This is a genomic window from Shewanella sp. SM23 (assembly GCF_025654295.1).
GTDB lineage: Bacteria > Pseudomonadota > Gammaproteobacteria > Enterobacterales > Shewanellaceae > Shewanella > Shewanella oncorhynchi.
Genome location: NZ_JAKKRM010000001.1, coordinates 214,921 through 238,586, shown reverse-complemented (window position 1 = coordinate 238,586; position 23,666 = coordinate 214,921). Strand labels below are relative to the sequence as shown.

General features: G+C 44.7%; 22 protein-coding genes. 20 read left to right on the top strand and 2 right to left on the bottom strand.

What is annotated here, in order from left to right:
* The first annotated feature begins 282 nt into the window (after nucleotides 1-282).
* The 10 genes from L5L98_RS00970 to panP all read left to right on the top strand — a co-directional run bounded on the left by L5L98_RS00970 (nucleotide 283) and on the right by panP (nucleotide 14,585).
* On the top strand, nucleotides 283-2,235 hold the full coding sequence (locus L5L98_RS00970; protein ID WP_173245653.1) for an OmcA/MtrC family decaheme c-type cytochrome: 1,953 nt from the start codon (nucleotides 283-285) through the stop codon (nucleotides 2,233-2,235).
* A 68-nt stretch (nucleotides 2,236-2,303) separates the two neighbouring features.
* The gene (gene mtrA / locus L5L98_RS00965; RefSeq protein ID WP_028760483.1) at nucleotides 2,304-3,305 is read left to right on the top strand and encodes a decaheme c-type cytochrome MtrA; all 1,002 of its coding nucleotides are present in this window, start codon (nucleotides 2,304-2,306) and stop codon (nucleotides 3,303-3,305) included.
* 12 nt (nucleotides 3,306-3,317) lie between these two features.
* Nucleotides 3,318-5,423, top strand: a complete 2,106-nt coding sequence (locus tag L5L98_RS00960; RefSeq protein WP_263138174.1) for an MtrB/PioB family decaheme-associated outer membrane protein — start codon at nucleotides 3,318-3,320, stop codon at nucleotides 5,421-5,423.
* 216 nt (nucleotides 5,424-5,639) lie between these two features.
* Entirely contained in the window at nucleotides 5,640-6,245 is a 606-nt protein-coding gene (locus tag L5L98_RS00955; RefSeq protein WP_263138173.1) for a hypothetical protein, read from the top strand.
* Between the two features lie 110 nt (nucleotides 6,246-6,355).
* Nucleotides 6,356-7,054 carry a uracil-DNA glycosylase family protein gene (locus tag L5L98_RS00950; protein WP_263138439.1) on the top strand — a complete coding sequence of 233 codons (699 nt, stop codon included), beginning with the start codon at nucleotides 6,356-6,358 and terminating at the stop codon, nucleotides 7,052-7,054.
* 8 nt (nucleotides 7,055-7,062) lie between these two features.
* Nucleotides 7,063-8,301, top strand: a complete 1,239-nt coding sequence (locus tag L5L98_RS00945; protein ID WP_173245665.1) for a sugar diacid recognition domain-containing protein — start codon at nucleotides 7,063-7,065, stop codon at nucleotides 8,299-8,301.
* Between the two features lie 208 nt (nucleotides 8,302-8,509).
* Nucleotides 8,510-9,517, top strand: coding sequence for a catalase family peroxidase (locus L5L98_RS00940; RefSeq protein WP_263138172.1), 1,008 nt, complete (start codon nucleotides 8,510-8,512; stop codon nucleotides 9,515-9,517).
* Nucleotides 9,518-9,842: 325 nt separating this feature from the next.
* Nucleotides 9,843-11,201: a GntP family permease gene (locus L5L98_RS00935; RefSeq protein WP_263138171.1), complete on the top strand. Its 1,359-nt coding sequence runs from the start codon at nucleotides 9,843-9,845 to the stop codon at nucleotides 11,199-11,201.
* A 232-nt stretch (nucleotides 11,202-11,433) separates the two neighbouring features.
* Complete coding sequence (locus tag L5L98_RS00930) at nucleotides 11,434-12,654, top strand: glycerate kinase (RefSeq protein ID WP_263138170.1); 1,221 nt, start codon at nucleotides 11,434-11,436, stop codon at nucleotides 12,652-12,654.
* Nucleotides 12,655-12,935: 281 nt separating this feature from the next.
* Nucleotides 12,936-14,585, top strand: a complete 1,650-nt coding sequence (panP, locus tag L5L98_RS00925; protein ID WP_263138169.1) for a pyridoxal-dependent aspartate 1-decarboxylase PanP — start codon at nucleotides 12,936-12,938, stop codon at nucleotides 14,583-14,585.
* 122 nt (nucleotides 14,586-14,707) lie between these two features.
* Here the strand turns inward: panP and L5L98_RS00920 are convergent, their stop codons facing one another.
* Complete coding sequence (locus L5L98_RS00920; protein WP_263138168.1) at nucleotides 14,708-14,878, bottom strand: hypothetical protein; 171 nt, start codon at nucleotides 14,876-14,878, stop codon at nucleotides 14,708-14,710.
* Between the two features lie 349 nt (nucleotides 14,879-15,227).
* Here L5L98_RS00920 and L5L98_RS00915 point away from each other — a divergent pair, with 349 nt between their 5' ends.
* On the top strand, nucleotides 15,228-15,431 hold the full coding sequence (locus tag L5L98_RS00915) for a hypothetical protein (RefSeq protein WP_198572177.1): 204 nt from the start codon (nucleotides 15,228-15,230) through the stop codon (nucleotides 15,429-15,431).
* A 582-nt stretch (nucleotides 15,432-16,013) separates the two neighbouring features.
* Here L5L98_RS00915 and L5L98_RS00910 read toward each other — a convergent pair.
* Complete coding sequence (locus L5L98_RS00910) at nucleotides 16,014-16,187, bottom strand: MerR family DNA-binding transcriptional regulator (RefSeq protein WP_263138167.1); 174 nt, start codon at nucleotides 16,185-16,187, stop codon at nucleotides 16,014-16,016.
* 104 nt (nucleotides 16,188-16,291) lie between these two features.
* Between L5L98_RS00910 and L5L98_RS00905 the strand changes: the two genes are divergently transcribed.
* The 9 genes from L5L98_RS00905 to L5L98_RS00865 all read left to right on the top strand — a co-directional run bounded on the left by L5L98_RS00905 (nucleotide 16,292) and on the right by L5L98_RS00865 (nucleotide 23,601).
* Nucleotides 16,292-16,768 (top strand): DUF2938 domain-containing protein, encoded by a 477-nt coding sequence (locus L5L98_RS00905; protein WP_263138166.1) that lies wholly within the window; start codon nucleotides 16,292-16,294, stop codon nucleotides 16,766-16,768.
* A 137-nt stretch (nucleotides 16,769-16,905) separates the two neighbouring features.
* Nucleotides 16,906-17,358: a hypothetical protein gene (locus tag L5L98_RS00900; RefSeq protein WP_263138165.1), complete on the top strand. Its 453-nt coding sequence runs from the start codon at nucleotides 16,906-16,908 to the stop codon at nucleotides 17,356-17,358.
* A gap of 354 nt (nucleotides 17,359-17,712) precedes the next feature.
* Nucleotides 17,713-18,021 (top strand): hypothetical protein, encoded by a 309-nt coding sequence (locus tag L5L98_RS00895; protein ID WP_263138164.1) that lies wholly within the window; start codon nucleotides 17,713-17,715, stop codon nucleotides 18,019-18,021.
* Nucleotides 18,022-18,078: 57 nt separating this feature from the next.
* Nucleotides 18,079-18,594, top strand: coding sequence for a ClbS/DfsB family four-helix bundle protein (locus L5L98_RS00890; RefSeq protein WP_263138163.1), 516 nt, complete (start codon nucleotides 18,079-18,081; stop codon nucleotides 18,592-18,594).
* 30 nt (nucleotides 18,595-18,624) lie between these two features.
* Nucleotides 18,625-19,281 carry a Vat family streptogramin A O-acetyltransferase gene (locus tag L5L98_RS00885; protein WP_168823624.1) on the top strand — a complete coding sequence of 219 codons (657 nt, stop codon included), beginning with the start codon at nucleotides 18,625-18,627 and terminating at the stop codon, nucleotides 19,279-19,281.
* A 188-nt stretch (nucleotides 19,282-19,469) separates the two neighbouring features.
* Nucleotides 19,470-20,306: an AraC family transcriptional regulator gene (locus L5L98_RS00880; RefSeq protein WP_263138162.1), complete on the top strand. Its 837-nt coding sequence runs from the start codon at nucleotides 19,470-19,472 to the stop codon at nucleotides 20,304-20,306.
* Between the two features lie 125 nt (nucleotides 20,307-20,431).
* On the top strand, nucleotides 20,432-21,271 hold the full coding sequence (locus L5L98_RS00875) for an AzlC family ABC transporter permease (protein WP_263138161.1): 840 nt from the start codon (nucleotides 20,432-20,434) through the stop codon (nucleotides 21,269-21,271).
* Nucleotides 21,268-21,570, top strand: coding sequence for an AzlD domain-containing protein (locus L5L98_RS00870; protein WP_131525746.1), 303 nt, complete (start codon nucleotides 21,268-21,270; stop codon nucleotides 21,568-21,570). The genes L5L98_RS00875 and L5L98_RS00870 overlap by 4 nt, the downstream gene beginning before the upstream one ends.
* A 738-nt stretch (nucleotides 21,571-22,308) precedes the next feature.
* Nucleotides 22,309-23,601: an aerolysin family beta-barrel pore-forming toxin gene (locus L5L98_RS00865; protein WP_263138160.1), complete on the top strand. Its 1,293-nt coding sequence runs from the start codon at nucleotides 22,309-22,311 to the stop codon at nucleotides 23,599-23,601.
* Nucleotides 23,602-23,666 lie beyond the last annotated feature (65 nt).

The window sequence follows — 23,666 nt, the reverse complement described above, 5'->3', positions numbered from 1 at the left end:
GTATAAAGTCAACGCACATTACCCAGATAAAATCCGCTGTTTTTTTGTTCTAGAATCATTTTTACCTCTCGCTTTAAATACCTCTTTAGAAATAGAAAGATCCAAGTCACACATTAGCAAAGGCCTTGGAGATTTTAAGGTCATGTTAGGTTAGCCTTTCCTTGGGGAATTCTATTTCCAGCATCCACTTAAGTCGCTTCTAGTGACCAAAAACACAGACATAGAATCTGTTGGCTCTAGAACATAGCGTTTAAGCAATGCCAAACCTATGCAGGGAAAAAAATGATGAACGCACAAACAACTAAAATCGCACTGCTGTTAGCAGCAAGTGCAGTCACTATGGCCTTAGCGGGCTGTGGTGGCAGCGATGGTAATGATGGTAATCCCGGTGAACCTGGTGGCGAACCTGCTCCAGCGATTCAAACCCTTAATTTCGCCTTTGACAAATCTGTCGTCACTAACGGTATTCCGAGTGTTGAGTTTACCGTCACTAACGAAAATGATTTACCCGTTGTTGGCCTACAAAAAATGCGTTTTGCCGCAGCACAATTAATCCCACAAGGCGCAACTGGTGCAGGTAATGCGTCACAATGGCAATACTTTGGTGATGAAACCTGTGATGTAGCTGCAACATGCCCAGGGACTTTCGTTGACAAGAAAAACGGTCACTACAGTTATACTTTTAGTATGAACCTGACCGCTAACACTAAAGTCACTTATAACGAACAGTTAGCTCAACGAGTATTAATCCGCGCTTATAACACTCCGCTTCCCGATGGTACTCAAGTACCAAACAGTAACGCCTTTGTCGACTTCACTGCCGATACTGGTGCACTGCCAACATACAGTCGCAAAATTGTCGCCACAGAAAGCTGTAATACTTGTCACCAAGATTTAGCTAATGTTAAACATGGCGGCGCGTATTCCGACGTTAATTACTGTGCAACTTGCCACACGGCCGGAAAAGTCGGTGTAGGTAAAGAGTTCAATGTTCTCGTTCACGCTAAACACAAAGACCTCACCTTAGGCTCATTAGAAAGCTGTCAAAGCTGTCACGCAGCAAATGAGGCTACGCCTGATTGGAGTAATTGGTCACGTATCCCAACTGCTGCCTCATGTGGAAGCTGCCATAGCGCAGTGGACTTTGCTGCTGGTAAAGGCCACTCACAACAACTAGATAACTCCAACTGTATCGCCTGTCATAACAGCGATTGGACTGCAGAACTGCACACAGGTAAGACTGCAGACAAAAAAGCCGTTATCGCTCAGTTAGGTATGTCAGCAGCACTTGCTGGTCAAGCTGATGATACTGCAGTATTAACCGTGTCTATCTTAGACAAAGATGGTAACGCAATTGATGCGGCAACCGTTCAAGATAAGATTAAACGTTTAGAGTCTGTTACCAACGTTGGCCCTAACTTCCCGATCATGGGCTACAATCCAAGTCCAGGTAGCGGTAAAGCGAAAATAGCGAAAGACTTAGTCAAAGATGGCGCACTGCAAGAAGGTGTAACCTTAGTTGACGGTAAATTGGTCTTTACAACACCCGCTCTACCTTTCGGTGCAGGCGATACTGATACCGCCTTTACCATTATCGGTTTAGAAGTGTGTAGCACTGGTACAAGCTTAACCGCATGTACCGCAGACAGCGCAACAACGAGCATGAAAGCTGAACTAGCTTTTGGCACTAAGTCTGGTAAAGCACCGAGCATGCGTCATGTTAACTCAGTTGAGTTTGGTACCTGTCAAGGTTGTCACGGTGATAGCTTCGAAATTCACAAAGGCCACCATGCGGGTTTTGTGATGACAGAACAGCTATCACATGCAAAAGATGCCAGCGGTAAGCCAATCGTCGGTGTGGATGCGTGTGTCGCTTGTCATACCCCTGATGGTACCTATGCAAGTGGTGCTAACAAAGGTGCGTTGGAGATGAAATTACACGTTGTTCATGGTAAACAAGGTGTCATCAAAGAATGTACCCAATGTCATAACGACTTCAACCTAGATGCATTCAAGGTCAAAGGCGCTCTGGCAACAACTGCGGGTAAATACACCACGCCAATCACTGCCACTTGTACTTCATGCCACGCGCCAGAATCTATTGGCCACGGCTTAGAAAATATGGGCGCGATTGTGAACGGTGATTATGTTCAAGCCAATCAAGCGGCGCAGTCAGAAACCTGTTTCTACTGTCACAAACCCACACCAACAGATCACACTCAGGTGAAGATGTAATTTGCCCAAGCAGGGGGAGTTCGCTCCCCCTTTCTTGAATTTTGTTGGGACAAATTGGGAAGCCTATTATGAAGAACAGCCTAAAAATGAAAAACCTACTGCCGGCACTTGTCATCTCCATGGCAATGTCTGCAGTGATGTCTTTATGCATCACACCGAGTGCACACGCCTCAAAGTGGGATGACAAAATGACTCCAGAACAAGTCGAAGCCACCTTAGATAAGAAGTTTGCCGAAGGCAGCTACTCCCCTAAAGGTGCCGATTCTTGTTTGATGTGCCACAAAAAATCTGAAAAAGTGATGGACCTTTTCAAAGGTGTCCATGGCGCCATTGATTCATCAAAGAGCCCAATGGCTGGCCTGCAATGTGAAGCCTGTCATGGTCCTATGGGTCAACACAATAAAGGCGGCAACGAGCCGATGATCACTTTTGGTAAGCAATCGACCTTAAGTGCAGAAAAACAAAACAGTGTCTGTATGAGCTGTCACCAAGATGATAAACGCGTATCTTGGAACGGTAGTCACCATGACAATGCCGATGTCGCTTGTGCCTCATGCCACCAAGTGCATGTCGCAAAAGATCCTGTGTTATCAAAAAACACCGAAATGGAAGTCTGTACTAGCTGTCACACTAAGCAAAAAGCAGATATGAATAAACGCTCGAGTCACCCACTAAAATGGGCTCAAATGACCTGTAGCGATTGTCATAATCCCCATGGGAGCATGACAGATTCCGATCTAAACAAGCCTAGCATTAACGAAACCTGTTACTCCTGCCACGCCGAGAAACGCGGCCCAAAACTGTGGGAACATGCACCCGTCACTGAGAACTGTGTGACTTGCCACAATCCTCACGGCAGTGTGAATGATGCCATGTTGAAAACCCGCGCACCGCAGCTGTGTCAGCAATGTCACGCCAGCGATGGCCACGCCAGCAATGCTTACTTAGGTAACACTGGTTTAGGTTCAAACGTCGGCGACAATGCCTTTACGGGTGGAAGAAGCTGTTTAAATTGCCACAGTCAAGTCCATGGTTCAAACCATCCATCTGGCAAGCTATTACAGCGCTAAGGAGACGAGAAAATGAAATTTAAACTCAATTTGATCACTCTGGCGTTACTAGCAAACACAGGTTTTGCAATAGCAGCCGACGGGTATGGCTTAGCCAATGCCAATACAGAAAAAGTCAAAATGTCCGCTTGGAGCTGTAAAGGCTGCGTTGTTGAAACGGGTACGTCTGGCACTGTGGGTGTTGGCGTGGGTTACAACAGCGAAGAGGATATTCGCTCGGCGAATGCCTTTGGGACTTCAAACGAAGTTTCGGGTAAATTTGATGCCGATGTCACCTTCCGTGGTGAGAAAGGCTATCAAGCCAGCGTTGAAGCTTATCAACTGGGCATGGATGGTGGCCGTTTAGATGTCAATGCGGGCAAACAAGGCCAGTATAATGTCAATGTCAACTATCGCCAAATCGCCACTTACAACAGTAATAGTGCCTTAACGCCCTACTCTGGTGTCGGCAGCGATAATTTAACCTTGCCAGACAACTGGGTAACTGCGGGTTCAAGCAGCCAGATGCCGTTACTGATGGACAACCTAAATGCCTTAGAATTGTCGCTCAAACGTGAGCGCACAGGGTTAGGTTTTGCGTATCAAGGCGAATCGCTGTGGAGCACAAATGTGAACTACATGCGTGAAGAAAAAACTGGCTTGAAAACGGCTTCAGGAAGTTTCTTAGATCGTTCCATGATGTTAGCTGAGCCTGTGGACTACACCACTGACACGATTGAAGCTGGGGTTAAACTCAAGGGTGAGCGCTGGTTTACTGCACTTAACTACAATGGCTCAATTTTTAAAAATGAATACAACCAGTTAAGTTTTGACAGTGCATTCAATCCAAATTATGTCACTGCACAAAACAACACTGGTACTATGGCACTTGATCCAGATAACCAGTCACATACAGTGTCATTAATTGGTCAATATAATGACAATACCAATGTGTTAACAGGTCGTGTGCTTGCGGGACAAATGAGTCAAGACCAAGCGTTAGTCACCTCTGGTTACGGTTATCAGCTTCCAACTGAAGTCCTTGACGCCAAAGTTGATCTCATTGGTTTAAACTTAAAAGTCATCAGTAAAGTGACTAACTCACTGCGCTTAAGTGGTAGCTACGACTATAGCGATCGTGATAACAATACTCAGGTTGAAGAATGGACTCAAGTTAGGCTAAACAAGCTTACGGGTAAAATTGAACCTGTAACAGAGTCTAACACCCCTTACGATAACACTAGCCAACGCTTCAAAGTGGCGGCGGATTATCGTATTACCCATGGACTGAAGCTTGATGGCGGCTATGACTTCAAACGTGATGACCGTAATTATCAAGACCGTGAAACCACGGATGAAAATACCGTTTGGGCACGTTTGCGCGTTAACAGCTTTGAAACTTGGGATATGTGGGTTAAGGGCAGTTACGGTCAGCGTGATGGCTCGCAATATCAAGCTTCTGAATGGACATCTTCTGAAACCAACAGCCTGTTACGTAAGTACAATCTGGCTAACCGCGACAGAACCCAGATTGAAGCTCGAGTCACCCACTCGCCAATCGACAGCTTGACCATAGATTTCGGTGCCCGTTACGCATTAGATGACTACTCTGACACAGTTATTGGCTTAACTGAGTCAAAAGACACCAGTTATGATGCCAACATCAGCTACATGATCACCGATGATTTACTGGCGACAGCCTTCTACAACTATCAAATCATTGAGTCTGAACAAGCGGGAAGCAGTAATTACAGCACCCCAACATGGACAGGATTCATTGAAGACAATGTAGATGTGGTCGGGGCAGGCCTTAGCTACAACAACTTGCTTGAGAACAAGTTACGCATGGGATTGGATTACACTTATTCAAACTCCGACAGTAACACTCAAGTCAGACAAGGTATCACAGGCGACTATGGCGATTATTTTGCCAAAGTGCACAACATTAACTTATATGCTCAATATCAAGCCACCGAGAAAATGGCGCTGCGCTTGGATTATAAAATTGAGAATTATAAAGACAATGATGCCGCCAATGATATCGCCGTCGATGGTATCTGGAACGTCGTAGGCTTTGGCAGCAATAGCCATGACTACACAGCGCAAATGATCATGCTGAGCATGAGTTACAAACTCTAATCGATACTGTTCATAACACGAAAAGCCCGCATGTTGCGGGCTTTTGTTTAAGCGCAGCATTATCTTTTAAAGCGATAACATCATGGCAGATAACAGTAAAAATCTTGAATAAGATCAGACTCTGGCGCGAAAGTCCGCCCATAAAAACCTTAATCCTTGAGTTTTGGCTCACTTTAGCGGATCTTAATTCAATCTTTTAGTTAATCCTCTGAGCCCATGCGTATTTACTCTTCAATCTCCCAATCTCAGTGGCTGTTATCAATTCCCGTACTATTGGGGCTAAGCCTATTACCCTTACCCGCTATGGCGTTCGACCCTTCGGGTGGCACAGCGAGCCTATTTATCATTTTAGGCCTAGGTGGTTTTACCTTAATCAATCTGTTTCTACAGGGCTTATTCTTTTTTGCGGGTCAGTATCGCAGCGCCACTTTTGCTAAACGCCATGTATTAAGCGCACTAATAGTGCCATTAATTGCCATTGCGTTAGCCATTTATGATCATAGAGGTTGGAGTGATTTCGCCCTTAACTTAGGTATTATCTGTGTCGGTATTGGACTGATTTTATTGCCACTACAGCTTTGCCAAATCGATAAACCCACCAATCGCAATGCAGATTGGATCATCAGCCTAGGGGCATTATTCATCTTAGCTTTGAGCTATGTGATTGCGCCATTAGCCCTCTTTACGATTGTGCTGGCCCACATTTGTTTAGCTTCAAGCCCAAATCAAATTCCTAAGATATTAAGTTATATCGGTTTAATCCTTGGCTATTCTCTTTTGGGCTACTGGGTATATCAAACAGTGATGATGCTCCAATCCTGATTGAAAATGAATGAGCAACGATAAAATTAGCGATTAAATTGACTAAGACGAATCTCACTAAAGCGCCATCGCCACTGTGCGTAACTGTATCGCCATCATGCTCGGCATCAATGGCCAAACTGCTGTCCAAAATCAGCGCCTGTACTTTATGTCAGGCCCATTTACCCTTAGCGCCCAAGCCGATATTACAGGCCAGTACCCAAGCGCGAATTTTGATTGCAGGCCAAGCTCCGGGCGTGAAAACCCACCATAAAGGCATACCTTTTGACGATGCCAGCGGTGAACGGCTGCGCACTTGGTTAAATGTCACGCGGGAGCAATTCTACGACCCCAATCTTTTTGCCATTATCCCTATGGGATTTTGTTTTCCGGGCAGTATCGAAAAAAACGGTAAAAAGCAAGGTGATAAACCACCGCGCCCCGAATGTGCTGCCACTTGGCATCAGGCCTTGCTCGCCCTAATGCCGCAAATAGAGCTAATTGTGATCCTCGGCCAATATGCCATCGACTATCATCTACCGCGCGAATCGTCCGAAGCCGTAAACCCCACTTTGTCGATCACTGAGTCTCAAACAACCAGCAGTAAAATTTCGACCAACGCTAAAGTAAAAGCCATCCCCAAACTGAAACCAATAACAGTGACCCAAGCATGCGCGCAATGGCAGCAATATTGGCCTAAGTATCTTGTCTTGCCGCACCCAAGCCCGCGTAATAATCTTTGGCTTAAGCAGCATCCTGAGTTTGAACGCGATATGCTACCCAGATTAAGAATGCGTATTGCATCCCTATTAAACCTTCAACCCCACTAGGCGCCTGTATGTATCTACTTGATTCTGCCATCGCGAAGCAAATTGTGAGCCGCACAATGAAAATCATTGGCCACAATATCAATGTGATGAACGGCCAAGGGGTGATTTTAGGCTCAGGCGACCCTAAGCGTATAGGATCAACCCACGAAGGCGCGCTGCTGGCGATTGCCCAAAATCGCAATGTGGAGATCAGTCAAGAAGTCGCCTCAGGGCTGCATGGCGTTAAGCCAGGCATCAATTTACCCTTACATTATCAAGGACAAATCATAGGTGTTGTCGGCATTACCGGTGATCCACGTGAGCTCACCCATTATGGTGAGTTACTTAAAATGACCGCCGAAATGATTGTTGAACAAGCCAACCTGCAGGATAAATTGCAATGGGAGAATCGCCAGCGTGAAGAGTTTATTCTGCAACTGATCAAAGCTGAAACCGATGATGCACAGTTGCACCGCTGGGCAAAACAGCTCGACATTGATATCAGCCTGCCAAGAGTCGCGGCCATTATTGAGATCAGCGAGAAAAACATCCAGAAACACCATTTAAAAACCGACACCACCTCATCGGCCTTGTACTTAGCAGAGGCATCCACTCAGCCCGCCGATGAACGTAGCCCCAGAGTCAGTGAAACCCTCAAGCAAGTGCTGCATCTATTGCAATATCCTGACCGTGGTAACTTGATTGCCATGACCTCAATGTCGCAGTTGGTGATCCTAAAGCCTGCTTTTTTAGATGGAAAACAATGGGATCCTGAGCTTGAAAATCAGCGTATCGATAAGCTGTTGCAGCGCTTACCCGCCCAAATGGATTTAAACTTTAAGATTGCCCTAGGCCATTTCTTCCCCGAAAAAGGCGGGATAGCGCGCTCCTATCACACGGCTCAAGAAACTTTGGCACTCGGTAAGCAGCTCAATGCAGAAGGGAATAAATACCTGTTTGAAGATTATTCCCTACAAGTGTTACTTGCAGGGCTAAAACATGACTGGCGCGGTCAGGCGCTGGCAACGCCCTACCAGCAACTCGCCAAGGCGGATAAAAACGGCCAATTACGCAAAACCTTAGCGGCTTACATCACCCACTTTGGCGATGCACAGCAATGCGCGAATGCCCTGTTTATTCATCGCAATACACTGAGATATCGCCTTGATAAAATTCAGCAAATCACCCAAGCCGACATTCAATCCCTGCATGGATTATTGAGCCTGTATCTTGGGCAATTAATTGATACTTCGACTCGCTTAACTTAATACTCAAATAACTTAGCAACTCAACAGATTCGCCAGAAAAAGCCCGCAGATGACGGCGCAAACCTTATAACCAGATCAATTGAGTAAAACTTGGCCTGTACTAAAAAATTAATTGAAAGATTTATACCGTATCCCCTTTCCTATCCTTTCATATAGTATCGCGTCGATATGCTAGCGCTCTCGACTTAGTCCATTGAAAGGAATGATAATGACCTCAATCAAACTGACTTTACTCGCCAAAGCTTGTCTCATTAGCGGCATTGCGCTGACTTCACCTTCGTTAATCGCGGCCGAGAAAACCATTCCCGAACTGGTCGATGCCGTCAACGGCACACCCGATGCGGCAAGTCGCGAGGCGGGCAAAAATGTCAAACTGCGTAATCACACTAAGGGATTTTGTACCTCGGGCAGTTTTAAACCGAATCCACAATTACAACAAACGTTGGCAATTCCATTTTTTAATCAAGATAGTATCAAGGTCACAGCCCGCTTTTCCCTCGGCGGTACAAATCCGCAGATCTCAGATAAAACCGCTGGGCGCTTTATGTCACTCAAAATTGACGGCGATAAAGAAAACCTTAACTTTGTCACCACTAACGTTCCCGTTTTCTTTGCCAAAAATCTCGAAGAGTTTTTTAACTTTCAGACCAAAGTGAAACAAGGCCCTGAAGGCAAACAGTGGCTTATTGATAATCAACCCAGCGCTAAAGCTTTTTTCGACTATGTTAAACAGTTGCCTCCCAGCCCAAGTTTTGCCAACAGCCGCTACTTCGGTGTAAATAGTTTCCTGTTCAGCACGCAAAAAAACAGTGTTCAGCAAGGTGAAACGGTCGCGGGTAAATGGATTTTTGAACCTGTCGCTGGTACTGCCGGGCTGTCAGCCAGTGAACTTGCCAATCTCAGTGATGATTTTTTAAAGGCGGAATTACTCGAGCGCATTAAAACCCAGCCAGCACAATGGAACCTCTATATTCAACTCGCCGAAATGGGTGATGAGATTAATGACCCAACCGTGATCTGGCCTGAAACTCGCCAGCGTTTACTGGTAGGCCAAGTGATGATTAACGGTGAACGAGACAGCGATCCCCTAGTTCAGCAGTGTGATAAAGGCATATTTAACCCACTGTTATTACCTAAGGGCATTACTGCATCTGCCGATCCCATACTCAATGCCCGCACCGCAGCCTATGTAGAATCCTTTATTCGTCGTCAATAAAGATGTCGAGTTAAGTCCCTCCTGTTTAGGATTGGCAAATAGCCCTATTTGCCAATCCTTATCGACAAGCCTCCTCTTACCGACAAAACACCTCCTCCTGCATTCGAATTCACCTAAGCATTTTTGTGCATGAGCACAAAAATGGCGAAACATAACGCGGTAATTCCGTGGATTTAGCCAAAGCTATTCAAACATACCTGCACAATAATAGGATGACCTTAAAGCAGCCCTCATTTGGACTAAGGCCCAAATAAGCACTGCGCCCTACACTATAAGTCAAAAAACTTACTCAAAAACTTCAGCCAAGAACTGAACGGGACAAACTATGAACTTAGTGCTTATTCTCATCGGTGTGATTGCATTTATTGTTATCGCGACCTCAAAATTTAAACTCCACCCCTTTTTAACCTTAATTCTGGCCGCCTTTATCGCGGCCTTCGCCTATGGCCTGCCAAGCGGAGAAATCGCTAAAACCATTACCACAGGGTTTGGCAATATTTTAGGCTATATCGGCTTAGTGATCGTCTTAGGCACTATCATAGGGATTATTCTGGAAAAAAGTGGCGCCGCCATCACCATGGCCGATGTGGTGATCAAGATATTAGGTAAACGCTTCCCGACACTCACTATGTCAATTATCGGTTATCTCGTGTCTATTCCGGTCTTTTGTGACTCGGGTTTTGTGATCTTAAACTCACTGAAACAATCGATGGCGAACCGCATGAAGGTCTCTAGTGTCTCCATGAGCGTTGCCTTAGCCACAGGTCTGTACGCCACTCACACCTTTGTACCGCCAACGCCAGGCCCTATCGCCGCCGCAGGCAACTTAGGCTTAGAGTCCAACTTAGGTTTAGTGATCGGTGTGGGTCTCTTTGTGGCCGCTGTTGCGGCACTCGCGGGTATGTTATGGGCAAACCGCTTTGCCGATGTTGAGCCAGATGGTGAAGGCGCAGAAGAACTTAAAGCGCAGGCCAGTGACTATGAAACGCTGAAAAAAAGCTATGGCACGTTACCAAGCCCATTAAAAGCTTTCGCACCGATTTTTGTGCCTATCGTATTAATTTGTTTAGGTTCTATCGCTAACTTCCCTTCAGCGCCTTTGGGTAAAGAAGGTGTGTTTGATGCGCTCGTGTTCCTCGGTCAGCCCGTTAATGCCCTGATGATTGGCCTGTTTTTATCCCTGCTGCTGTTAAAGGGTGAGAATAAGATCAGCGAATTTAGCGAACGCATCAGCCAAGGGCTCGTCACTGCCGCGCCGATTATTTTAATCACAGGTGCAGGCGGTGCCTTTGGTGCGGTATTAAAAGCCACACCTATCGGTGACTTTCTGGGCACATCACTGTCGGCACTGGGTATCGGTATCTTCATGCCATTTATCGTCTCTGCAGCGCTTAAGTCAGCGCAGGGTTCATCGACGGTAGCGTTAGTCGCAACCTCTGCACTGGTTGCGCCTATGCTTGGCGATATTGGTCTTGGTAGTGATATGGGCCGAGTGTTAACAGTAATGGCAATTGGCGCAGGTGCGATGACCGTTTCCCACGCCAATGACAGCTTCTTTTGGGTCGTCACCCAATTTAGCCGCATGAGCGTCAAACAAGCCTATAAAGCCCAAACTATGGCAACCCTAATCCAAGGTGTAACGTCCATGGTAACTGTGTATGTGCTAAGCCTAGTGTTGCTCTAATATTAATGAGTTCTTGATTCAATATTGTCCCTTGGGCACATACCGTGCCCAAGATATATCCCTGTTATACGCCCTAATAATTGCAACAGATTAATGTGCCAGTGATGGATATAAATGCCTTTATATCACCTCAGTTTTAGCACAGGGATGTTGTTGCGCCCAACGTAAGTGGCCTTGGGTTTAGTGTTCAACATTGAGCCCTGTTTTATCCCATTTAGCTGTAGGATTTTTAATGAAAATAGTTATCGCCCCCGACTCATTTAAAGAAAGCTTAAGCGCGCTCGAAGTGGCCAACGCCATCGAGCAAGGCTTAAAACAAGTGATACCCGACTGCGACATAATCAAAATACCCGTTGCCGATGGTGGCGAAGGCACAGTGCAATCTATGGTGGACGCCACATGCGGCAGTATTGTCAGCTTAGAGGTCATGGGGCCACTGGGGCATAGAGTGCAAGCACACTATGGCATTCTTGGTGAAGGCATTCTCGGCGCTGCGATGAATACAAGTTCAGCTTCAGTTTCTCGTGCAGATCCAACGAACAAATCGCCACATCGAGGCGCGATTGCCGTGATTGAAATGGCCTCAGCCTCAGGTCTGCACCATGTGCCGAGGGAGCAACGTAATCCGCTGCTTACCACAAGTTATGGCACGGGCGAACTAATTTGTGATGCGCTTAATCGGGGGATAAAGCACATCATTTTGGGGCTAGGCGGCAGTGCCACCAACGATGGCGGCGCGGGTATGGCCCAAGCGCTGGATATTTTATTGCTCGATGGCCAAGGTAAAACCTTGCCTTCTGGCGGCGCAGCGCTGGCGAACCTTGCTCAAATCGATGTATCAAACGCTCATCCACTTTTACGTGAGTGCAGCTTCGAAGTTGCCTGCGATGTTGATAATCCACTGTGCGGCGAACGCGGTGCATCGGCAATTTTTGGTCCGCAAAAAGGTGCGACGCCCGAGATGGTTAAGCAGCTAGATGCCGCTCTTGCCCATTATGCCGATGTGATTGCCCGCAATGGCATTAGCGATCACCGCGATCATGCCGGGGCAGGCGCTGCTGGCGGTATGGGTCTTGGCGTGATGGCTTTTTTAAATGCCGAGCTTAAACCTGGGGTTGAGATTGTAATGCAAACCGTTGGCCTTGCGGACAAAATCCGTGGCGCCGATTTAGTGATCACAGGTGAAGGCCGCATCGATGGTCAAACCGTGTTTGGTAAAACCCCAATGGGCGTGTTAAAGCAAGCCAAACTGCAGGGCATTCCCACTATCGGTATCGCGGGCTGCCTCGGTGAAAACGCTAATGCCATATTGGATCACGGTATGGCGGCTATCTTCCCTATCATCCCGCACTTAAGTCCGCTTGATGATGTGCTGGCCAATGCCAAACTAAACCTTTGCAATACCGCCCGAAATATCGGCGCGGTACTCATGTTGGGCCAACGCAAATTTTAGGGCTAACATGAATTTTAGGGCTAATGCTCAGGCTTGATGAGTGGCTCGTCGAGTTAAACATAAAGGCGCCATAACGGCGCCTTTGCTTATTTAGGCCGCAACGCTTTGGTAATACCAAATTTTAGTGCTTGATGCCTAAAAGGCCTTGCAGTAAAGTGAGCTCCCTTTTTGGTATTCCGCTGATTGAACATTTGAGAGTCACAGATCGCGCATCACTGGTCCGTTATACTCTTCGAGCCAATTTGCGGTTTCACTATAAAAATTAATAGACGGCAAGCCCCATGACCCAGAAACTCCCTCGCCAAGCCACCGCATCCGAAGCAAGTTTGCTCCGCATTTTTACTGCACCGGAAGATGCAAGCTCAACGCTGAGTATTATTGAGCAAAAGCTCTCCGAGGACTTAGCAGGCTTTTTGGGTGACAGTATCGCCGCGCTCGAAAAACCCTTGTCTGAAATCGAAACCGATTTTCAAGCTTTTGAGATCCCAACTCAGCCGCGTTTTGTCTCCGATTACACCGACGAAATTATGCAAAATTTGGTGGCGCATTCGGTACACACAGCGGCGCCAAGTTTTATCGGCCACATGACTTCGGCACTGCCCTACTTTGTGTTGCCGCTGTCAAAAATGATGGTGGGACTCAATCAAAATCTGGTCAAAATAGAAACCTCTAAGGCATTTACGCCGCTTGAACGCCAAGTGCTCGGCATGATGCACCATTTGATTTATGCCCAAGATACAGATTTTTATCAAAGCTGGATGCACAGCGCCAATCATTCCCTCGGGGCATTTTGCTCCGGCGGCACGGTTGCCAACATCACGGCGCTGTGGATTGCCCGTAACCAATTATTAAAAGCCGATGGCGAGTTTAAAGGCGTCAGCCGCGAAGGCTTACTCAAGGCGCTGCGCCACTATGGCTATGACGATTTAGCGATTTTGGTCTCGGAGCGCGGTCACTATTCGCTAGGCAAAGCCGTCGATCTGCTTGGTATCGGCCGCGACAATATCATCAGCATTCCCACTGGCAGCAATAACAAGGTCGATGTCGCGAAAATGCGTCAAGCCGCCCTTGAACTTGCTAGCAAGAACATCAAAGTATTAGCGATTGTTGGCGTGGCTGGCACCACAGAAACCGGTAATGTTGACCCGTTGACAGAATTAGCTGCGCTGGCAAAAGAGTTAAACTGCCATTTCCATGTGGATGCAGCGTGGGGCGGCGCAAGTTTATTATCCAATAAATACCGCCACTTACTCGCAGGTATCGAACTTGCGGACTCAGTCACTATCGATGCCCACAAACAAATGTACGTGCCTATGGGCGCAGGCATGGTGTTATTTAAAGACCCAGAGTTTGCCCACGCCATTGCCCACCACGCCGAATATATTCTGCGCCGTGGTTCAAAGGACTTAGGCAGCCAAACGCTAGAAGGTTCACGCCCCGGCATGGCGATGTTAGTGCACGCTTGCTTACAGATCATCGGCCGCGATGGTTATGAAATCTTAATCAATAACAGCCTTGAAAAAGCCCGCTATTTTGCCGAACAAATCAAAACCCATGAGGATTTTGAGCTAATCACTGAGCCAGAACTTTGTCTGCTGACTTACCGTTATGTGCCCGCCAGCATCCAAGCCGCCATGCAACTTGCCTGTGAGCAAGCAGACACAGTAAAACTCGCCCGCTTTAACGAGCTGCTCGATGGCCTCACCCAGTTTATTCAAAAGCACCAACGCGAACAGGGTAAATCCTTCGTCTCCCGTACCCGCATTCAGCCCGCCCGCTATTTTAGACAAGCAACCGTAGTGTTTCGCGTAGTACTCGCCAACCCCCTCACCAGCCATGACATTCTCAATCAAGTGCTGGTTGAGCAAAGCGAAATCGCCGCATTAGATAACGAGTTTTTACCCGCACTCATGGCGATGATTGCGAAATAGCCTTTGGTGAATAGTGTGTTGCGGCTAGTCAGTTTTAAATAGAGAGTTTCAAATCGTAAAAACAGCCGCAAAAATCTTTGCGGCTGTTTTTATTTACAGCACAAAATTAGCGAAACCTTACGTTAAATAACAAAGAAAAAGCACTCTGCATCAGTAGCGGGTACGCCGAATTCCATTGCTTCCGTGACACGCCGTGAAGCCATCCATGGCGGCTCGTTGATGACATCCATGTCATCGAAGGTCACGTCAGTAATTGACTTCGCCGTGGCTAATTTCTGTGTAATCTGCTGCATATGGAAAAATACATACCACTATCATATAGGCAGTCTTGCTCCACACTAAGAGTGAAAACTAGCTTGAAAAAAACCAAGGGGGGTAGGTGTATCACTCTTTAGTGAGATTAGCTTTCGCGCCACTAAGGCTAAATGCCTATGGTCTTTCCCTTTAAACAAATCAAACCAAAGTTTGTTAGTTTTATTTTATTTTTATATATGTTACGTTGCTCCAGTGCTTGTTTGCGGCTTGACAGGAAGTTCAGACTTTAGTTTAACTAATCCACGAAAAACACGGAGGCAGACATTTGCACCGAGAATAGTAATGTCTATATGCCAGTAAATTTTTACCAAAAAAGGATTTTATAAAATGAACATTGGAACTAAGGTTGGTCTTTTACTTTCTGTAACTGGTTGTGTGATTGGGGGATACTTCGGTCTTTCACCTGTCTATTCACTGCTACAATCAGGTGCTATATATGGACAAGAAGCTGGCTTATTTTTTGGAATTACAGGTATTGTAATTGGGAGCATGATAGCTGTGATGGCTTATCTTTCTTCGAGAAAGAATTAACAATCTAATACTATATATGATGGACTAAGGCTAAAATTAACTAGCTTAGACCTAATATGAAACTTATCCATTTATTGGGTAGTATCTGGTTGGATTTGGGTTAAATATTTTTCAGAATAAATTTGTTTTCCATTACACAAGGTAGACATGGTGGGTGTTCGACGATAAGCACATCAGATCTTGTAGCACCCATTGTTTACAGCACTATCCATTTTAAATAAGTTTGATTAGCACAAAATAAGTTAAACGTTATTGCCAAGATTAAGTACTGATCATTCACTCCCTTGTGTGTCAAATTCAATTGCTAAATTTAGGTGACCACAATATTCCTTATACGCATAGCGAGTGATTGATTTCTATCACTGATTAAGATTCAAAAGACTTTACCGATTTTATTAGTTTTTGGAATGATGGACATTCTAAGTGATCTGATTGTGGGCAACTTGCTACATGGTTAAGACTATCTAGTATTGCTTTTAGCCGCTTAATGTTGAGATCAATATCAGATGCTTTTTGCGCTAGTAAATTACGATCAATGGTCAATTGATTCGATTCATTAAACATCGTAGTGATTTCGTTTAATTATAAACCTGCAATACGTCCAAGTGAGATAATATTCAATTTATTAATGATTTTAGGGGCATATTGGCGTCTAAGTCCTTTTCTGCCAATGGATTGGATAAGTCCAATTTTTTCATAATATCTCAATGTTGAAGGAGCTAATCCTGATTCGCGTGATACCTCTGCAATATCCATAACATTCACTCTTGACTTAAAGTCGACTTCAAGTTGTACCATGCCTGAACTATATCAATATCAGGAAAGAATACCAAGAGGGAAAACTGAATGGAGATTTCTATTTGGTTACAGTCAATATTAGTGGGTATTGGTGCCACATTAATAATGGATTCATGGTCATGGTGGCAAAAAACGTACTTCATAATCCAACTCTTGACTATGCATTTGTGGGACGTTGGTTTATTTACAGAGGTCAGCTGGTTCATCGGCCTATTATGGCAACCCCATCTGTTAAAGGAGAAACCTTTCTTGGTTGGTTTCTGCATTATTTTATCGGTATTATTATTGCTTTAATTCATGTATTAATCTTTGGGGAGATGTGGTTATTTGAGCCAACGTTGATACCTGCACTAATGACTGGTTTTGTTACCATAGTGTTTCCTTTCTATGTCATTCAACCTTGTCTTGGATTTGGGATTGCAGCAAATAAAACACCTTCACCATGGAAAGCTCGGTGGCTAAGTTTACTGACACATAGCGTCTATGGCCTAGGGCTATTTTTTGCTGCTTTAAGCCTGAAATATTTAGTTCATGTTTAAACTTAGCTATCCATTAAAAACTTTTGTCACAATAATTTAGTTTAGCCAAAGCAATCGCCACTTGTAAAAAACAATGCTAATGTAATGATTCGTATAAAAAGTATAGCTTTCTAAGCAGAATCTGTCGGAGAAAAAGGATGTTTATCAGATATATTTTAATGCTCACTGCCGTGCTGCTATGCCTTTACCCTGTTTGGGGATTAGTGAGCCCAGCAAGCTACTTGCAGGAGATATTAGAGGTTTATCCCGATGCGGAACAAGCCAGTCATACTCAAGTACGAATTACGGCGGCTATTTTATGGATAAGCAATCTGACGCTATCATTTGCGTTACTATTTATTGCAAAATTCATTAAACAACCTCAAACGTACAAATTCGCGAAAATATCGTCTATCGCATTAATTAGCTATCCATTTATTCTGACGATAACAGAGGCAATTTCTCACAGTATTCTATACCGCCACCTAGAACATACTACGTTGACAATCGAGTTTTCAGCGCAAAAAATGTTCTATTTCGTATTTGGCCTGATCATTCTGGGAATTTATCAATCCCAACAAGAGTACAAACGCGCCAAAGAGAATGGTTAATTTATCAACATATTTTAGGGAAAAACCATTGAAGTTCTTTATCTCTTTTATCTTTGCTTTTATTGGCTCAAAATTATTATTCAAATACTTCGATTTTCACTACGATATTTTTAGCGATCCTTTTGATCCATTGAAATTTATTATTGATACGGGGGTGTTCGTTGTTATTTTTATATCAACACAGATACTGTATGAAAAATATTGGGAAAAACGAATAAACAAGAACAGCCATAATTCCCCCAACTAATGCACATAAGGATAATGCGCAGAGGGACTATGAATAATATATGCTGTTAACACGCTCACAAGCGCTAAGCGACCAATCGAAACCACATAGGAACTAGAAAGCTTTATATGCGAAAAAACATTCTCCCACTGATCATGCTAAGTCTTGGCGCATTGCCTCTATATGCTCCAGCACAGGACACCAGCGCGTTATGGGGTAAAAAATACGCTGAGGTGAAATCGAGTTTATTGGCTGCTGGCTGGGTATTAGCACCCGTAGCAGAAGATGAAACGCCAATGACAGAAGATTACCCTGAAATAACCTGTGGTAACGGCGCGATGGCCATTTGCTCTGTCGGCTTTAAGCGAGAAAAAACTACGCTTGCCTTAGTAGTTGAGTCTATTGAACAAGTGCTTGTTGTGACAGGTGAATACTAAATAGCCCAATAGATGATGTTAAACTCAGCCTAAGCATCTAATGTAAACGAGGTAGTGATGTCATCTGTACCCCAATCAAAACAAGAACTTGAATTGGCTATTTACTCAGTTTTCCCCAAATTGATGGCAGACTATCGTTCAATCCCAGCCCAAATATCCCGTGTGTGCAGTATAGAAGGAAACATCAAAGGTACACAAATTAGTGTAAGTGATACCGTCGCTTACCTTATTGGTTGGGGTAAATTAGTGCTCAAATGGTACGAGTTAACATCGCAAGCACTCCCCGTTGATTTTCCCGATACGGGTTATAAATGGAATCAACTGGGATTATTAGCAGAGCGATTTCATCATGAATATAGCCAATGGCAATATACTGATTTACTTGATGAATATGAAATGACAATGGAAAAACTATCAACGCTGATTGCAAGTCTCAGTGATCAGCAACTGTACGGCATAAATTGGTACGATAAATGGACTCTGGGCCGTATGATCCAGTTCAACACTTACTCCCCGATGAAGAATATACGTACCAAAGTACGACGATTCAAAAAAGACAATGCATTACCCTAGTAAACAACTCTTTTAAGCACGGAGGTATTCATGCCAAGTACCCACACTCACCCGCAGTTAGGTCCAAATCCCAACGATAAAGCGCCGATGAAAGGCTTTCCCCAGGTTGGCTTTCTTAAAAATTTTATTTCCCGCGAGAACATTATCGTCGGTGATTACACTTATTATGACGATCCAGCAGGTCCTGAGAGGTTCGAGTCGAATGTACTTTATCACTTTGACTTTATTGGCGATAAACTGAATATCGGTAAATTCTGCGCCATTGCGAAAGACGTGAAATTCATTATGAATGGCGCTAATCATCAAGTATCTGGCTTCTCGACTTATCCTTTTTATATCTTCGGCAATGGCTGGGAGAAAGCGGCGCCCAAGCCCGAAGATTTACCTTTTAAGGGCGACACCTGTATCGGTAACGACGTATGGATTGGTTATAACGCCACTATCATGCCTGGGGTAAAAATTGGCCACGGCGCCATTGTTGCCAGTCAATCCGTAGTAACAAAAGATGTACCACCCTACGCTGTGGTTGGCGGTAATCCTGCCACAGTGATCAAGCTGAGATTCGAGCAAACTGTGATAGATGAGCTTGTTGCCATCGCTTGGTGGGATTGGCCGATAGAGAAAATCACTCAACACCTAGAGGCTATCGCAGGTGCAGAACTCACAACATTACAGCAGGCGACCTAAATAACACCTGTCGCGAGCAAGACTGAACGAAAAATCTCAAGCGACAAGCATTAAGCAACAAACATTAAGAAACCGCCATTAAACGCAAACAAAATCCTATATGCGCAATTTTGTACAAAAGCACTGAGGGTTTCTGGGTTACTATCAGGCACAACCCGCCATTAATACACTAAACTCGGAGGCCTAGTGTGAACACAGAACATGCGGCCTACCAGATTGCCGATGAATTAGGTGGCCTCGAGTTACTCAATGCCCACTACCATAAACAAAACTTTAGTCGGCACACCCACGAAGGTTACACAGTCGGCGTGATTGAAACGGGTGCGCAGCGTTTTTATCGCACCGGTGGCAACCATGTGGCGCCAAAGCACAGCATCATTCTCGTCAATGCTGATGAAGTCCATAATGGCTGTAGCGCGACTGAAGGCGGCTGGTCCTATCGTGCCATGTATCCAGTCCCTGTGCAGTTTGCCGGTATTAACAGTGAGCTAGCAACAAACAACGGTGCGCCCTATTTCCCTGAGCCCGTAGTGTACGATCCTGAATTAGCCGAACTGCTGCGCCTCACCTTTAATACCTTAGATACATCGGACAATCGCTTACTGCGCGAAAGCTTGGTCTATTCAAGCTTGACACAGTTGATGACACGCCATGGCAAGAATCACCCAAGCGATGACCTCGCTGTAATCGCTAAGCCTGCGTTAGCACTGGTGAAATCCTTTATCGACGATCATCCTGCGGCCGATATCTCCCTTGAAGAGCTGGCAACGCTTGCAGGATTAAGCTCCTATTATTTACTCAAACAATTTCAGCGTTATTACGGCTTACCGCCCCACGCTTACCAAATTCAGGCCAGAGTGAGACTCGCCAAAGGAAAAATCAAACAAGGCTCACGGCTGCTCGATGTCGCCCTCGATTGTGGTTTTCACGATCAAAGTCACTTGAATCGGCATTTTAAAAAGACCGTCGGCGTAACACCAGGGCAATTTGCCAAAGAAATAGGCTGCAATATTATCCAAGCCTAAACAACCACTTTAAGTTAATCTGCCATGCTCATTCTTGCTTTCTCCTCGATTGACTAAGCAAGCAACCTTATCCAAGCATTCATTGTTTAATAGCAACCCCATCACCGCTATTTTTAGGAGCCAAAGTGACCACCGACAAGCTTATAAAACCTGATGTTTATCCTGTGCATCCCACAAAATCCAAGGCATTTTTAAAAGGTACATTAGCCATGATGCCGTTGACGATAGCGGTTGTACCTTGGGGAATTTTAGCGGGCTCCTTCGCCATTGAGGTTGGGCTAACGCCCATTGAGAGCCAAGCTATGTCGGCGATTATCTTTGCGGGCGCGGCTCAATTAGTGGCACTCGGCATGGTGAAAGCTGGTATTGGTCTGTGGAGTATCTTAATTACGACGTTACTCATCACCTCACGCCATCTGTTATATGCAATGGCGATGCGCAGTCAAATCAGTCCGTTGCCGTTAAAGTGGCGCCTAACATTGGGCTTTTTGCTCACAGATGAACTGTTTGCCATCGCCAATCAAGGCAAGTTACATAAGTTCGACCCTTGGTACGCCCTTGGCGGCGGTTTGAGTTTCTATATCGGTTGGAACATAGCCACACTACTTGGCATAGTGGCGGGCAATGCGATCGAGAATTTAGATGAGATGGGATTAGATTTTGCCATCGCAGCCACCTTCATCGCTCTGGTCGTTCCTACCATAAAAAAACCATCGATTCTCGTCTGTGTATTAGTCTCGCTCACCCTAGCAGTGGTATGCGCCGTTTTTAAAATTCAAGCGGGACTGCTCATTGCCGCCATTGCGGGAATGACGGCAGGTGTACTTTACGCCAAAGCGACCAAGGAAGCGGAACGCGCAGAACAATCCGCCAGTCAGCTAGCAAGCGCACAGACCAAAACAGAAGTGGATACAGGAACAGGGACTGACATTAAGACAAAAACATTGTCAGGAGAAAAAGCATGATTTGGTTAATGATCTTTTCAATGGCGGCGGTTGTGTTTATCAGTCGTCATTTACTACTTGAGCCTAAACTACCGCTGCGATTAAGTAAGGGCACCCAAACCTTTTTAAGTTACTCGGCCCCTGCGGTACTCACTGCGATCTTTGCGCCCATAGTGTTTGTGCAGGAAGGTCAGCTCGATCTGAGCCTAGACAACAGCTATCTCATCTGCGCCGTAGTCGCTACTGTGTTGGCGCTCGTCACCCGTAATACCTTGCTAACCACAGTGCTGAGTATGGGACTGTTTTTCTTTATCCACTAAGTCAACAAAGAGTCAGTGCTCAGCAACGGCACTGACTCTTGCATCAATCACTGACACCGTTCCTACCACTCTTTTACACAGCCTAACCCCCCTCTGAGACATCGCCCCCTAGAAAATCACTTCCACGTTATCTTGATCTTCCACAATCTTCATGTATTTAGGCTCTTATGTCTGTGCAACTAATAGTATCGGCTTTAACGGTATTTCACACATCGACGATAATGGAAGAGTGATGATATTTATCAGCAATAACAAAGACTCAAACAATAAAAAAAATACTTAACCTAACCATATTCAAACTATTAGTCTCTAAAACGTCCATTCAGAAATGTTATTTACAGCATCTATTACGGCACTAATCTCAGTATAGTTATCGGTATAGTTATCGGTATAGTTCTCGGTATAGTTCTCGGTATAAAGAGTCCATTAAAAAAGTTTTACATAATAAAATGCCGCATAAATATTAATCCACACTCAAAAACCAACCCATTAAAAATTAAAGTAAATACACTATATTATAAAGTTTTAAATACCGTTTAAAAATAAATTAATTAACACTTTTAACCAAATTCAAACACGCCTTAAATTAATTCATTTTTATTTTGTTTAATAAAAATAAAAGTGCTAGTTTTTAGATGTGCCTAGCAGTAATGATTATTTATATGATTCAGGACTACATATAATTGCCATCGGCGCTCTCAATGAAAGGACGTATTTTATTAAAATAAAGGAACAATCATGAGAACAAAATCTAGCCTGGGTATATTAACGTTATCCTGTTTAACCGCACTTGGAACTGTTTCTTTGTTGGCCGAAGCTGCTATTCCGAATACTATTCCAAAACTGTCAATGGTAGAACACGCTGCCCCTGATCTTGATTCGCTTAAAAATGATGCGATTAACGATCCCTCGTTTATCAGCTCGTTATTCTCCTTAGGACACCATCTTGGATATGCATGGGCTGGCGGTACGGCATCCCAGTATGTTGGTGAAGACATCGAAGTCAGAAGGGAATCGAGCAACGAATACAGTCTTAAAGCCCGCTATAACGGCAATGATCCTTATGCAAACGGCTACAGAGCGAATGAACGTTTGAAGGTAAATTTACAAAATATTCATTTCGTCACTAATCCTCAAAGTCTAAAGTTAGGTTCACCTCAAGTTTATGATCGTGAGGCTATTTATACTGCTCCTGTGGTTATCTATAACTGGGGCGATACCGAAGATACCGGTGTGGCCACCCTAAACTATGATTACACCACTAGCTGGGCCAAAACCGATACTTTCTCCTTCTCCGAAAAAATTGGCGTAACCAATAAATATGAAGTGGGTATTCCAGGAATAGGTGGAGCAAGTTCTGAAATCAGCGCCGAATTTTCTGCCAGCCAAGGTTGGAGTGAAACCGACGGCAAAAGTACAACGATTTCGAGTCAGGCGCAGTACCGCGCAATTATGCCGCCTCGCAGCAAACGTTATATATCAATTACCCTATTTAAACAAAAGGCGGATGTCCCATACACCTCAAGTTTATATATGATGTACGATATAAAATATGAGAACTTCTTAAAATGGGGTGGAAATGCGCATATTAATCATCCGACAAATAGACCTAACTTCCCTTACACCTTTGGCGGAGCGAATGCGAATAATCTTAATGGACCAGAAGCCTTAGTCGATCAATATCTTCATCAAGATATAAACGGTTATGGTGTATGGGATTGGCCTGCTGCGATTAATTCTGCACAGTCAAAAAGTGGGTTTGAGTGGCAATTGGCGAATATTGTTAGACAACATGGCGCACCTATCAGCGGTAAATTTACCGCAATAGATTCGAGTCAATTTAATATCGATGCGAGTGAATCCTATCCACTAACGGATGAAGACATTGCTAATCGTCCTAAAAGCGCTCAAAAATTAGGACTGAGTCGCAATATTCAGGTTGCCGTCGGCGAGCTCCAAAACAATGATGAAGATGGTTTAATCAAAAAACTGAATATTTCGCAATCAAGTGAAGTCATGTTAAACAATTAAAAACGGTGAGCTTAGGCTCTCAATAACTACTATGACACCAGTATCAGAGAGAGCTCGATACAACT